Source organism: Aestuariivirga sp. (genome assembly GCF_044239095.1).
GTDB lineage: Bacteria > Pseudomonadota > Alphaproteobacteria > Rhizobiales > Aestuariivirgaceae > Aestuariivirga.
In genome coordinates this window covers 1-10,864 of sequence record NZ_JBIICB010000137.1, presented here as the reverse complement: position 1 = coordinate 10,864, position 10,864 = coordinate 1, and the positions used below count along the sequence as shown (strand labels likewise).

The window sequence follows — 10,864 nt, the reverse complement described above, 5'->3', positions numbered from 1 at the left end:
ATCCCGCCGAACCCGATCACGAAGGACAACCTCGCTGACGTGATCAACGCCGGCTGGGTGAGCAAGGAAGAAGTCTGCGCCGGCGTCGCTGCTGGCGCGGTCGCTGCCTGCAACTGATCCGTTGCCGGGCGATCTGATCTGACACCGCATGGCCGCGTCACCTTCCCGGGTGGCGCGGCCTTTCAAAAACCAACAACAGGACGTCGATTCCTGGCGCGGTTGAAGAGGGGAGGCATCCGAATATGAGCGTGACGACCGATACGAGCTCTTCGCCCGCGATGGCGAGGGAAGGTCCAATCACCCGTTTCTTCCGGGCCACGGAGATCGATGCCCGCGTTGTCGGCATGATCGCCGCCATCCTTGGCGTGTGGTTCATATTCGAGATCCTGACCGCCCTTCAGCTGTGGATGCAGGAGCGCCCCTTCAACGAGGGCCTGCTCGGCGGCTCCTTCCTGATGCCGCGCAACCTGTGGACGCTGCTGGTCCAGACCGCCTCGATCGCCATCATGGCGACGGGCATGGTTCTGGTCATCGTCATGCGCCACATCGATCTCTCCGTGGGCGGAATTCTGACCCTCGTTGCCACCATCTCGGCCGTGTTGCAGGTGCAGTATCTGGGCCCGGCGCTGGGCGTGGGCCACTGGTCGATCTGGATCATCGCAACAATCGTGGCGCTGGGCGTCGGCATCTTGATCGGCGCCTTCAACGGCTACCTCACGGCCTATCTTGCAATTCCGTCCTTCATCGTCACGCTGGGCGGCCTCATCGCCTATGGCCGTGGCATCGGCTTCTACATTTCCGATGGCGTTACCATCGCCCCCCTCGACAAGACGTTCAAGATCGTCGGCGGCGGCGTTCCCGATTCCTGGCTGGGCCCGACATGGAGCTGGAGTCTCGCCGCCATCGCCTGCGCGGCCGTGGCCTGGTCGATCACCAATGGCAGAACGCAGCGCAAGCGCTTCAACTTCGCGCTGCGCCCGCTGTGGGCGGAAATCCTGCTGGTCTTGCTTGCGGCGGCGGCGATCCTCGGGATCACGCTGATCGTCAATTCCTATCCCTGGCCTCCCAAGCTCATCGAGCAATATGCCCTCCTCAACCAGATCCCGATCCCGGCGGGCGTCGAGGACAAGAGCGGACAGGCCATCTGCATGGCCGGCGAAAAGGTGGTGCGCTGCGCTGAGGGGCTGATCTTCTACACCGGCTACGCGGTGCCCGTGCTGATCGCCCTGGCCGTGGGGCTGGTCATGACCTTCATTGCCAGCCGCACGCAGTTCGGGCGCTATGTCTTCGCCATCGGCGGCAATCCTGAGGCAGCCGAACTCGCCGGCATCAACACCCGGATGATGACCGTCAAGGTCTTTGCGCTGATGGGCCTGCTGGCGGCGATTTCGGCCATTGTCTCATCGGCGCGCCTCGATGCCGCCACGGTGTCGCTGGGCGATCTCAACGAGCTCTATGTCATCGCCGCCGCCGTCATCGGCGGCACCTCGCTCGCCGGCGGCCTCGGCACCATCTATGGCGCCATGCTTGGCGCGCTGATGATGCAGTCCATCTCGTCGGGTATGCAGTTGCTGAACCTGCCATCATCCTGGCAGAATATCATCGTGGGATCGGTTCTTGTCTTCGCGGTCTTCGTTGACCAGGTCTACCGGCGGCGCGTCAAGTAAGGGGAGGCAGAGATGACAACGCACAAGCACCCGACGATCGTGGAGCGCACTGGCCCCGCGCTGATCGAGATGAAGGACATCTCGATCGCCTTTGGCGGCATCAAGGCGGTGGACCATGCTTCGGTCGACCTCTACCCCGGTGAAGTCGTAGGCCTTCTCGGCCACAATGGCGCGGGCAAGTCGACGCTGATCAAGATCCTGTCGGGCGCCTACAAGCGCGACCACGGCGACATTTTCATCAACGGCAGCAAGGTGGAGATCAACAACCCGCGCGACGCCAAGGCGCTGGGCATCGAAACGATCTACCAGACGCTGGCGCTGGCCGACAATGTCGACGCCGCCGCGAACCTCTATCTCGGCCGTGAGCTGCGGACGCGCTGGGGCACCCTCGACGATGCCGCCATGGAAGCCGAATGCCGCAAGGTGATGGGCCGCCTCAACCCCAATTTCCGCCGCTTCAAGGAGCCGGTGATGGCGCTGTCGGGCGGCCAGCGCCAGTCGGTGGCCATTGCGCGGGCCATCCACTTCAACGCGCGCATCCTCATCATGGACGAGCCGACGGCGGCACTCGGGCCGCAGGAGACGGCACAGGTGGGCGAGCTCATCAAGCAGCTCAAGGCCGAAGGCATCGGCATCTTCCTCATCAGCCATGACATCCATGACGTGTTCGACCTGGCCGACCGCGTGACGGTGATGAAGAACGGCCGCGTGGTGGGTGCTGCGCGCACCACCGACGTCGACCATGACGAGGTGCTGGGCATGATCATCGCCGGCAAGTGCCCGCCCGGCGCGATCCCGGGTCCCGGCGCACTGCAGAGCGCCGCGTGACGCCCACACCGGGCTTCGACGTCGTTTCGCTTGGCGAACCGCTCTACGAGTTGAACCGCCAGCCCGACGGGCGCTATCTCGCGGGCTTCGGCGGCGACACGCTGAACGTGGCAATCGCCGCCGCACGGCTGGGCAGCCACGCCGCCTATCTGACGCGGCTCGGCGCCGATATCTTTGCGGACGAGATTCGCGGCCTGATGGCCCGCGAGGGGATCGATGCCTCGGGCGTGGTTCGCGACGCGGATGCCCCGACGGGTCTCTATTTCGTCACGCACGGCCCTGAAGGGCATGTCTTCACCTATCGCCGGAAGGGCTCTGCCGCCAGCCTGATGTCGCCCGTGGACCTCAAGCCGGAGCTGATCCAGGGTGCCCGTTTCCTGCATGTCTCCGGCATCAGCCAGGCAATCAGCGCCACGGCGGCAGAGACCGTCGCCGCCGCCATCGCCATGGCCAGAGGGGCGGGGGTTGGCATCTCCTTCGACACCAATTTCAGGCCGCGGCTGTGGATGGCGGCGCAGGCGCTGCCCGCCATCGAGGAGGCAGCCCGGCATGCCGATATCCTCAAGACCTCGCAGGAGGATTGTGCAGCACTCCTCGGGCTTTCGGACCCCCGGGACATTGCCCGGCACTTCCTGGCGCTGGGTGCTCGCGCGGTGGTGGTGACGCTGGGCCGGGAGGGAGTGTTCATGGCCACCCCCGAAGGATCCCTGCATGTGCCAGGCATGCGTGTTGCAGCCGTCGATGCCACGGGCGCGGGCGATGCCTTCACCGGGGCACTGCTCAGCGAGTGCGCACGGGGCCGGCCCTTGGGCGAGGCCGTGCGCTTCGCCAATGCCGCGGCGGCGCTTTCGACCCTGGGCTATGGCGCCATCGCGCCGCTCCCCATGCGCGCGGAGGTTGAATCTGCCATCCGCGCGGCTGCACTCATTGATCTGGATCAAGGCCCCGCGGCTGCGGGGCGCTGAAAGTGGCCGGTGTTGTCAGGAAGTTCGTTCCCGGTCATGTCCAAGTTGTCTGCCAGTGCAAGTATCGGTTCCTTGGCCAGGGACGCCCTCGACATGATCGCCAGCGCCCATGCCGTGCAGGTGCAGATGTGCGATGCCATGGAGCGCATCGCCGATGGCCTGCCCGACGAGGTGGACCGCAGGCTCTGCGCCCAGGTTGCCTCCTGCCTCGCCTTCGACCTGCCGCTCCACCACCACGACGAGGAGGTGGCGCTGTTCCCCCTGCTGAGGCAGCGCGCACAGCCCGAGGACGGGCTGGACAGTATCCTCGAACGGCTTGCGGCGGAACATTCCTCCGACAACGACTTCGCCTCCGAGATCGCCGAGGCGCTGGAATCCCTTGCACAGGGCGCCCGGCCGCCGAACCCGGAGATGCTGGGCTACATGCTGCGCGGCTTCTTCGAGCGTTACCGGCGCCACATCCACTGGGAGAATACGCTGGTCATGCCGCTGGCGCGCCTCAGGCTGACGCCGGAAGACCTCCACGCGCTGCAGGCCCAGATGAACGAGAACCGCCGCCAGGCTGGTTGACGCGGGCAGGCAGGGGTCAGCGATGAGCGCCGGGCCGCCGCGCGCCGCCAACATGCGCCTGTGGGCATCGCTGGCGGTCGCCGCAAGCGGCGCCATGTGGGGCGGATTCTGGGTGCCGCTGCGCTGGCTCGAGTCGCATGGGCTGGGCGGGGCCTGGGTCAGCGTCATCTTCTTCGCGGTGGCCTTGGTGACGCCGCTGCCACTGATGCTGCGCAAGTCTGTCTGGAGGGGATTTGCAAGCCAGCTTCTCACCGGCGCGCTCCTCGGCCTTGCCTTCACGCTCTACACCGTGAGCCTTGTGCTGACCGATGTGATCAACGCCATCCTGCTGTTCTATCTGACGCCCGTCTGGAGCACGCTGGCCGGGGTGTTCCTGATGAAGGAGCGGCTCAGCTGGAGCCGCGGGCTCGCCATGTGCCTGGGTCTTGGCGGCATGGTCTTCATCCTCGGCTTCGAAAACGGCCTGCCGCTCCCGTCCAACGCGGGCGACGTGCTGGCCCTGCTCAGCGGCATGCTGTGGGCAGCAGGCACCCTGCGCAGCTTCCGCAAGCCTTCCGATTCCATCGCTCTCCCCGTCTTCACCTTCTGCCTCGGCGGGCTTGCCGCATCCCTCGCCGTCGCGGCCGCCGCCGCCTGGCTCGGCTCACCCGCTGCGGCCATCGGCGAGCCTGCCGCCGTGTTGCCCTGGGCTGTGCTGTTCGCACTGATTATCTTCGTGCCGCCCAACTTCCTCGTCCTGTGGGCGGCCCAGCGCATCGATTCCGGCCGTGTCGGCATCCTGCTGATGACGGAAGTGCTGGCAGGCGCCCTCACCGCCTGGGCCTTTGCCGGCGAGCCCTTCGGCGCAATGGAATTCACCGGCACCGCACTCATCCTCTGCGCCGGGCTGGTGGAGGTGCTGGGCCGCCGCTGATCCTGTCAGAGCATGATCTCGCGCAAGCGCGCGTTCCGACCAGGTGGAATCACCTGGTCGAAAAGAACTCGCGCAAGTTCAATGGCTTGAGCATGATCTTATCGCAAAAGTGGTTTCCACTTTTGCGGATCATGCTCTAGAAGATCTGCAGCTCGGCGTCCTTCGGCGTCATGTCGGCGCCGTTGGTGGGCGCCATGTCCTGCGGACAGGCGGAGAATACCACGATGGCGTCCATCTCCAGCCTGAGCGTGACGTAGCTTCCCGGGCGCGCAACCGGCGGCTCGATCACCAATTCGCCATCGGGCTTGATCGCCGAATTCTGGAACAGGTTGAGGGGCGATGGCGTCTCCGTGGGCGTGAGGCCAAGCTCACCCAGCGCCTCACGCAAATTGTCGGTGCAGTTGCGGTGATAGCCCGTAGCGCCCAGCATGCGGTAGCGGTGAACATCGCAGGCCGCGAGCAGCGTGTCGTGGACACCTCCTGACGTGTCATCCACCAGGGTGATGATTGGCCGCCGCCGGTTGGTGAGCAGCATCGAGCCCGCCACCGGGTTGATGCGGCCCATGTGCACGCGCGCGTGCTCCATCGACATAAACTCGGACATGTCGCCGGCCGCGAAGGCCCAGGTGTCGACCACCTGCCGGCCATGGGTGTTGACGATGCGGACCTGCTGGCCCCGCGCCAGTTTCATTGCCTTGCCCGTGCGGGCGGCGAGCGTGATCGATTCCAGCATTCTTCACCTTTCGTTTGCCTTGTCAGTATGTCGGTGCGCGGTTCGCTTGGCCAGCCCTGCCTCATCTCCAGCCTGGCACAAACTTGACTTTCTAGGGTTCATCTCCAACGCCAACCGGGCCAGCCGAGAAGCATGACAGATACATCCGGCATCACCGTCCTGACGCTCAAGCCATCGCTCGACCTCACGGCGATCGAGGACTTGCTGCGGGACCTGAAGAAAGCGCGCAACACCGCCGTCGTGATCGAGGCGGGAGAGGTGAGCCGCGTCTCCACCATCGTACTCCAGGCGCTCCTCTCCGCCTGGGTCACATGGAAGTCTGATGGACATGACTTCCATGTGGCCTCGGCCTCGCCGAGTCTTATCGAAGCAGCAAACCTCCTCGGCTTACCGCCGGACTTCCTCAAGGGTGAAGGATCCATCCAATGACCGTGACCATTCTGACCGTCGATGATTCCCGTACCATGCGCGACATGCTGCGCATGGCGCTGATGGACGCGGGCTTCCGCGTGGTGCAGGCCGAGGACGGCCTGCACGGCCTCGACGTCCTGCGCCAGGAGATGCCCCAGGTCGTCATCACTGACATCAACATGCCGCGCATGGACGGCTTCGGCTTCATCGAGGCCGTGCGCCAGGACCAGGCATACCGCGCCGTGCCGATCCTCGTGCTCACCACTGAGAGCGACGATGAGAAGAAGACGCGCGCCAGGCGCGCCGGTGCCACGGGCTGGATCGTCAAGCCCTTCGACCCAGCGAAGCTTATCGCCGCCGTTCGCCGCGTCGCAGCCTGATCGGGAGAGCACCTCATGGATGCGATGGCCGAAATCAGGCTGACCTTCTTCCAGGAATGCGAGGAACAGCTCGCAGCCCTCGAGAAGGGGCTGCTCAGCATGCAGGAGGGCGACACGGATTCGGAAACGGTGAATGCCGTGTTCCGTGCCGTGCACTCGATCAAGGGCGGGGCGGGCGCCTTCAAGCTCGATGCGCTGGTGAGCTTCGCCCATGTCTTCGAGACCTCGCTCGACCGCGTGCGTTCGGGCAGCCTCGCAACCGACGCCGACGTCATGAAGCTGTTCCTGCGGGCCGCCGACGCGCTCTCCGACCTCGTTGCGGAAAGCCGCAACGGGTCCATCGGCGATACCGCGCCCTATGACGCCATCGAGGAAGAGTTCAATGCCCTCATGGGCGGGGCTGACGCTGATGCAGGCGCCGACGACGATCTCGCGGGCATGGACTTCAGCCCGGTCACCACGGCGTTTGACGTGCCGGAGGACGGTCCTCAGGTGCTGCCGGTCAATGTCTTCCACATCCGCTTCCGGCCGCTGCGCGACATGTATGCCAAGGCCAATGATCCCGTGGCGCTGTTCCGTGAGCTCGGCCGCATCGGCAGCCTGACCTGCCAGTGCGACCTCAAGAACCTGCCCTTCCTCGACACGATGGATCCTGAGGACAGCTACCTGTCCTGGGACCTTCGCCTCGAAACGCTGAGCGAGCAGGCGGCTGTTAAGGAGGTATTCGATTTCGTCGACGGCGACTGCGATCTCTTCATCGAGGCAGAGGCCAAGCCGCAGGCGCCCGCCGTTGAGCAACCAGGCGATCTCGACATCGTTGCGATCATGAAGAAGGTGCGCGAGGAAGCCCCGGGCATTACCCAGGGGCCGGCCGCATCGGCCCAGGCCGCGGGCGCAACCGAAGCGTCCGATCCGGCCGCCCCGAAGGCCGCCATCAAGACGGCCGTGCAACCGACGATCCGGGTCGATCTCGACCGCGTCGACCGCCTCATCAACCTGGTGGGTGAACTCGTCATCAACCAGGCCATGCTCACCCAGCGCGTGCTGTTCTCCAGCCATGTCCGCGACCGCGAGGTGACATCGAGCCTCGAGGAACTGGAAAGGCTCACCCGCGAGATCCAGGAAAGCGTGATGGCGATCCGCGCCCAGCCGGTGCGCCCGCTGTTCCAGCGCATGTCGCGCATCGTGCGCGAGGTGGCGGATGCCACCGGCAAGGACGTGCGCCTGCGCACTGACGGTGAATCAACCGAGGTCGACAAGACGGTCGTCGAATTGCTCGCCGACCCGCTGACCCACATGATCCGCAACGCGGTGGACCATGGGCTCGAAAGCCCCGAGCAGCGCATTGCTGCGGGAAAGCCGCCTGAGGGAGCGGTCCGCCTGGCCGCTGCGCACCGCTCCGGCCGCGTCATCATCGAGGTGAGCGACGACGGCGCGGGCATCAACCGGCCGCGCGTCCTGCAGAAGGCGATCGCCAACGGGCTGGTCGCGCCCGATGCCCAGCTGAACGACCTCGAGATCGATAACCTGCTCTTCCTGCCCGGCTTCTCGACCGCGCAATCCGTCTCCAACATTTCCGGGCGCGGCGTCGGCATGGACGTGGTCAAGCGCTCGATCCAGGCCTTGGGCGGCCGCATCTCGATTGCCTCGTCGCCCGGCCTGGGTTCCACCTTCACGCTCAGCCTGCCGCTGACGCTTGCCGTGCTTGACGGTATCGTGGTCACCGTCGACGAGCAGACCTATGTGATCCCGCTCACCGCCATCGTCGAGACGGTGAAGCATGAGTCCTCCCGCATCCATCACCTCGGAGATTATTCCTTCGTGCTCCGGGTGAGGGACGTGCTGGTGCCGCTGATCGATGTGGGTGCGGAGCTCGGCGTCAGGCCGCCTTCGAGCCAGGTGCGGCAGGGGGTCGCCATTCTCATCGAGACGGCCAACGGCTCACGCAGCGCGCTGCTCGTCGACAACATCCAGGACCAGCGCCAGGTCGTCATTAAGAGCCTCGAGACCAACTACAAGCGCGTCGACGGCATTGCCGCCGCCACCATCCTCGGCGACGGGCGCGTCGCCATGATCCTCGACGTCGATGCGCTGGTGGGCTTGCGCCATCACGACCGCATCCCGGCCGAAATCCCCTTTGCAAAAGCGAGCTGACCGCCATGATCGAGAAATCCCCACATGACCTTGCCCGTGAAGCCGAGTTCGTGGCCTTCCGCGCCGGAGGCCTCGAGTTCTGCATCAACATCATGTCGGTGCGCGAGATCCGCGGCTGGGCGCCGGCCACCGCCATTCCGCGTGCACCCTCCTACATCCGCGGCGTCATCAACCTGCGCGGCGTGGTGCTGCCCATCGTCGACCTCGGCGTGAGGCTGGGTCTTCCCGGCACCGAGCCCACGGCGCGCCACGTCATCATCGTGGCGCAGGTGGGAGAGCGTGCGGCGGGGCTTCTGGTCGATTCGGTTTCAGACATCCTGTCGGTCGAGGATTCGAGCATCCAGCCGACGCCCGACGTTGCCTCCAATCTCGCCCGCACCTTCGTGCGCGGTGTCATCGCCATGGACGGCCGGATGATCTCCGTCATCACGCTCGACCACGTGCTGCCCGCGATGGAGCTCGAGGCGGCATGAGGGCTACTGCTGCGTCTTCCGTGGCTGCCACGAAGCCGCAGCCCTTGCCTGCCGGCGAATTCGGCTACAGCATCGAGGACTTCGCGTTCATCGCCACGACACTCTACGAGGACGCCGGGATCCATCTTCCGTCGACCAAGGCGAACCTCGTCTACTCACGCCTGGCCAAGCGGCTGCGCAAGCTCGGGCTTGAAAGCTTCCGCGACTATTGCAGCTTCGTCGGCTCTTCCGACGGCACGGACGAGCGCGCGCAGATGATCGCGGCGCTCACCACCAACGTCACGCGCTTCTTCCGCGAGCCGCATCACTTCGAGCACCTCAAGGACCGCATCCTTGCGCCGCAGCTGAAGGACATCCGCTCCGGCCAGCGGCTGCGCATCTGGTCGGCGGGCTGCTCGAGCGGGCAGGAGCCCTATTCGATCGCGCTCGCCATCCTCTCGCTGCTGCCGGATGCGCGTGCCTACAACGTGCGGATTCTCGCCACCGATATCAATGTCCACGTGCTCGAGATGGCGCGCCGCGCCGTCTACACGGCGGATGAGGTGAGGAACGTTCCCACGGAGCTACGCCGCGCCTGGATGGAGCAGGCGGGCTCTGGAAATGTCCGGCTCGACGACGGCCCGCGCGGACTTGTCACGCTCCGCCCTCTCAACCTCGTCGGCGCCTGGCCGATGAGCGGTCCCTTCGATGCCGTGTTCTGCCGGAATGTCCTGATTTATTTCGATGAGAAAACCCAGATGCGTATTCTGAACCGCCTGACCAGCCTCGTCCGACCTGGAGGCTACCTTTATCTCGGCCACTCCGAACGTCTCGTGGGTCCTGCCGAAGCCCTGTTCAAGATCGACGGAACCACCGTCTACCGCAAGCTCGGAGGAGTGGAGCAATGACTGGAGCCATCAAGGTCCTCGTTGTCGATGACTCGCCTACCATGAGGCAGATCGTGACGCGCATTCTGGAGGACGACCCGGACATCAACGTCGTGGGCTCTGCCAAGTCGGCCCATCAGGCACGCGAACTGATCAAGATGCTCAATCCGGATGTCATGACCCTTGACGTCGAGATGCCGGAGATGGATGGCCTTTCTTTTCTCGAGCGCGTGATGCGGCTGAGGCCAATGCCGGTGGTGATGGTCTCCTCGATGACCGCCAAGGGCACGGACACCACGATCGAGGCGCTGGCGCTCGGCGCAGTGGACTGCGTGGTCAAGCCCTCGCCCGGCAATCCGCACAGCTTCGATGAACTGCCCGCGAAGGTGAAGGTCGCCTCGAAGGTCAAGCGGCGCGCGCCGGTGGCGGCGGCCGTGGAGCAGACGCCGCGCGTCAGCGAAAACTACCAGCCTGACGGCAAGATCGTGGCGATCGGATCGTCCACGGGTGGTGTGGAGGCGCTGATCTCGATCCTCACCGCTTTCCCGCGGAACTGCCCCCCGACGCTGGTGACCCAGCACATGCCGCCGGTTTTCACCCGCAACCTGGCGGCCCGCCTCGACAAGATGTGCGCACCGAGGGTGGTGGAGGCGACGGTCGGCGCACCCCTGGTGCCGGGCACCATCTACATCGCCCCCGGCGGCGATCTTCATCTCGAGGTCGCCGGGCGTTCCACCTTTGCCTGCGCACTGAAGCCGGGCGGCCTCGTCAACGGACACTGCCCCTCGATCGACAGGCTCTTCAGCTCGATCGCGCGGTCGCTTGGGCCGCGCTGCCTGGGCGCCCTGCTCACCGGCATGGGCCGCGACGGAGCGCAGGGCCTGCTCGACATCCGCGAATCCGG

12 protein-coding genes and 1 pseudogene are annotated in these 10,864 nt (G+C 65.5%); 12 read left to right on the top strand and 1 reads right to left on the bottom strand.

What is annotated here, in order from left to right; translation table 11 throughout:
* From ACILRA_RS13130 to ACILRA_RS13105, 6 genes and pseudogenes are all read left to right on the top strand, one after another.
* Nucleotides 1-117: pseudogene (locus ACILRA_RS13130) on the top strand (D-xylose ABC transporter substrate-binding protein); the annotation flags it as partial.
* A 131-nt stretch (nucleotides 118-248) separates the two neighbouring features.
* On the top strand, nucleotides 249-1,667 hold the full coding sequence (locus ACILRA_RS13125; RefSeq protein WP_395662546.1) for a sugar ABC transporter permease: 1,419 nt from the start codon (nucleotides 249-251) through the stop codon (nucleotides 1,665-1,667).
* Between the two features lie 12 nt (nucleotides 1,668-1,679).
* On the top strand, nucleotides 1,680-2,495 hold the full coding sequence (locus tag ACILRA_RS13120) for an ATP-binding cassette domain-containing protein (protein ID WP_395662545.1): 816 nt from the start codon (nucleotides 1,680-1,682) through the stop codon (nucleotides 2,493-2,495).
* Nucleotides 2,492-3,460 (top strand): sugar kinase, encoded by a 969-nt coding sequence (locus tag ACILRA_RS13115; protein ID WP_395662544.1) that lies wholly within the window; start codon nucleotides 2,492-2,494, stop codon nucleotides 3,458-3,460. The genes ACILRA_RS13120 and ACILRA_RS13115 overlap by 4 nt, the downstream gene beginning before the upstream one ends.
* Before the next feature lie 72 nt (nucleotides 3,461-3,532).
* Nucleotides 3,533-4,030 carry a hemerythrin domain-containing protein gene (locus ACILRA_RS13110; protein WP_395662543.1) on the top strand — a complete coding sequence of 166 codons (498 nt, stop codon included), beginning with the start codon at nucleotides 3,533-3,535 and terminating at the stop codon, nucleotides 4,028-4,030.
* Between the two features lie 22 nt (nucleotides 4,031-4,052).
* The gene (locus ACILRA_RS13105) at nucleotides 4,053-4,943 is read left to right on the top strand and encodes a DMT family transporter (protein ID WP_395662542.1); all 891 of its coding nucleotides are present in this window, start codon (nucleotides 4,053-4,055) and stop codon (nucleotides 4,941-4,943) included.
* A 136-nt stretch (nucleotides 4,944-5,079) separates the two neighbouring features.
* Here the strand turns inward: ACILRA_RS13105 and ACILRA_RS13100 are convergent, their stop codons facing one another.
* Nucleotides 5,080-5,676 (bottom strand): DUF1989 domain-containing protein, encoded by a 597-nt coding sequence (locus ACILRA_RS13100; protein WP_395662541.1) that lies wholly within the window; start codon nucleotides 5,674-5,676, stop codon nucleotides 5,080-5,082.
* Nucleotides 5,677-5,808: 132 nt separating this feature from the next.
* On the opposite strand from ACILRA_RS13100, the gene ACILRA_RS13095 reads away from it, so the two are divergent.
* The 6 genes from ACILRA_RS13095 to ACILRA_RS13070 form a co-directional block, all read left to right on the top strand.
* Entirely contained in the window at nucleotides 5,809-6,105 is a 297-nt protein-coding gene (locus ACILRA_RS13095) for an STAS domain-containing protein (protein WP_395662540.1), read from the top strand.
* Nucleotides 6,102-6,467 (top strand): response regulator, encoded by a 366-nt coding sequence (locus ACILRA_RS13090; protein WP_395662539.1) that lies wholly within the window; start codon nucleotides 6,102-6,104, stop codon nucleotides 6,465-6,467. Before ACILRA_RS13095 ends, ACILRA_RS13090 begins: the two co-directional genes overlap by 4 nt.
* A gap of 15 nt (nucleotides 6,468-6,482) precedes the next feature.
* The gene (locus tag ACILRA_RS13085) at nucleotides 6,483-8,621 is read left to right on the top strand and encodes a chemotaxis protein CheA (RefSeq protein ID WP_395662538.1); all 2,139 of its coding nucleotides are present in this window, start codon (nucleotides 6,483-6,485) and stop codon (nucleotides 8,619-8,621) included.
* A 5-nt stretch (nucleotides 8,622-8,626) separates the two neighbouring features.
* Nucleotides 8,627-9,094, top strand: a complete 468-nt coding sequence (locus ACILRA_RS13080; RefSeq protein WP_395662537.1) for a chemotaxis protein CheW — start codon at nucleotides 8,627-8,629, stop codon at nucleotides 9,092-9,094.
* Nucleotides 9,091-9,981, top strand: coding sequence for a CheR family methyltransferase (locus ACILRA_RS13075; protein WP_395662536.1), 891 nt, complete (start codon nucleotides 9,091-9,093; stop codon nucleotides 9,979-9,981). Before ACILRA_RS13080 ends, ACILRA_RS13075 begins: the two co-directional genes overlap by 4 nt.
* Nucleotides 9,978-10,864: chemotaxis response regulator protein-glutamate methylesterase (locus tag ACILRA_RS13070; RefSeq protein WP_395662535.1), on the top strand; the 887-nt coding region annotated here is incomplete at its 3' end. The genes ACILRA_RS13075 and ACILRA_RS13070, both read left to right, overlap by 4 nt.

Excerpts from the sequence above, each read along its gene's own strand:
- ACILRA_RS13120 (WP_395662545.1), top strand. The coding sequence starts at position 1,680 with ATGACAACGCACAAGCACCCGACGATCGTGGAGCGCACTGGCCCCGCG.
- ACILRA_RS13105 (WP_395662542.1), top strand. The coding sequence starts at position 4,053 with ATGAGCGCCGGGCCGCCGCGCGCCGCCAACATGCGCCTGTGGGCATCG.
- ACILRA_RS13100 (WP_395662541.1), bottom strand. The coding sequence starts at position 5,676 with ATGCTGGAATCGATCACGCTCGCCGCCCGCACGGGCAAGGCAATGAAA.
- ACILRA_RS13095 (WP_395662540.1), top strand. The coding sequence starts at position 5,809 with ATGACAGATACATCCGGCATCACCGTCCTGACGCTCAAGCCATCGCTC.
- ACILRA_RS13090 (WP_395662539.1), top strand. The coding sequence starts at position 6,102 with ATGACCGTGACCATTCTGACCGTCGATGATTCCCGTACCATGCGCGAC.
- ACILRA_RS13085 (WP_395662538.1), top strand. The coding sequence starts at position 6,483 with ATGGATGCGATGGCCGAAATCAGGCTGACCTTCTTCCAGGAATGCGAG.
- ACILRA_RS13080 (WP_395662537.1), top strand. The coding sequence starts at position 8,627 with ATGATCGAGAAATCCCCACATGACCTTGCCCGTGAAGCCGAGTTCGTG.
- ACILRA_RS13075 (WP_395662536.1), top strand. The coding sequence starts at position 9,091 with ATGAGGGCTACTGCTGCGTCTTCCGTGGCTGCCACGAAGCCGCAGCCC.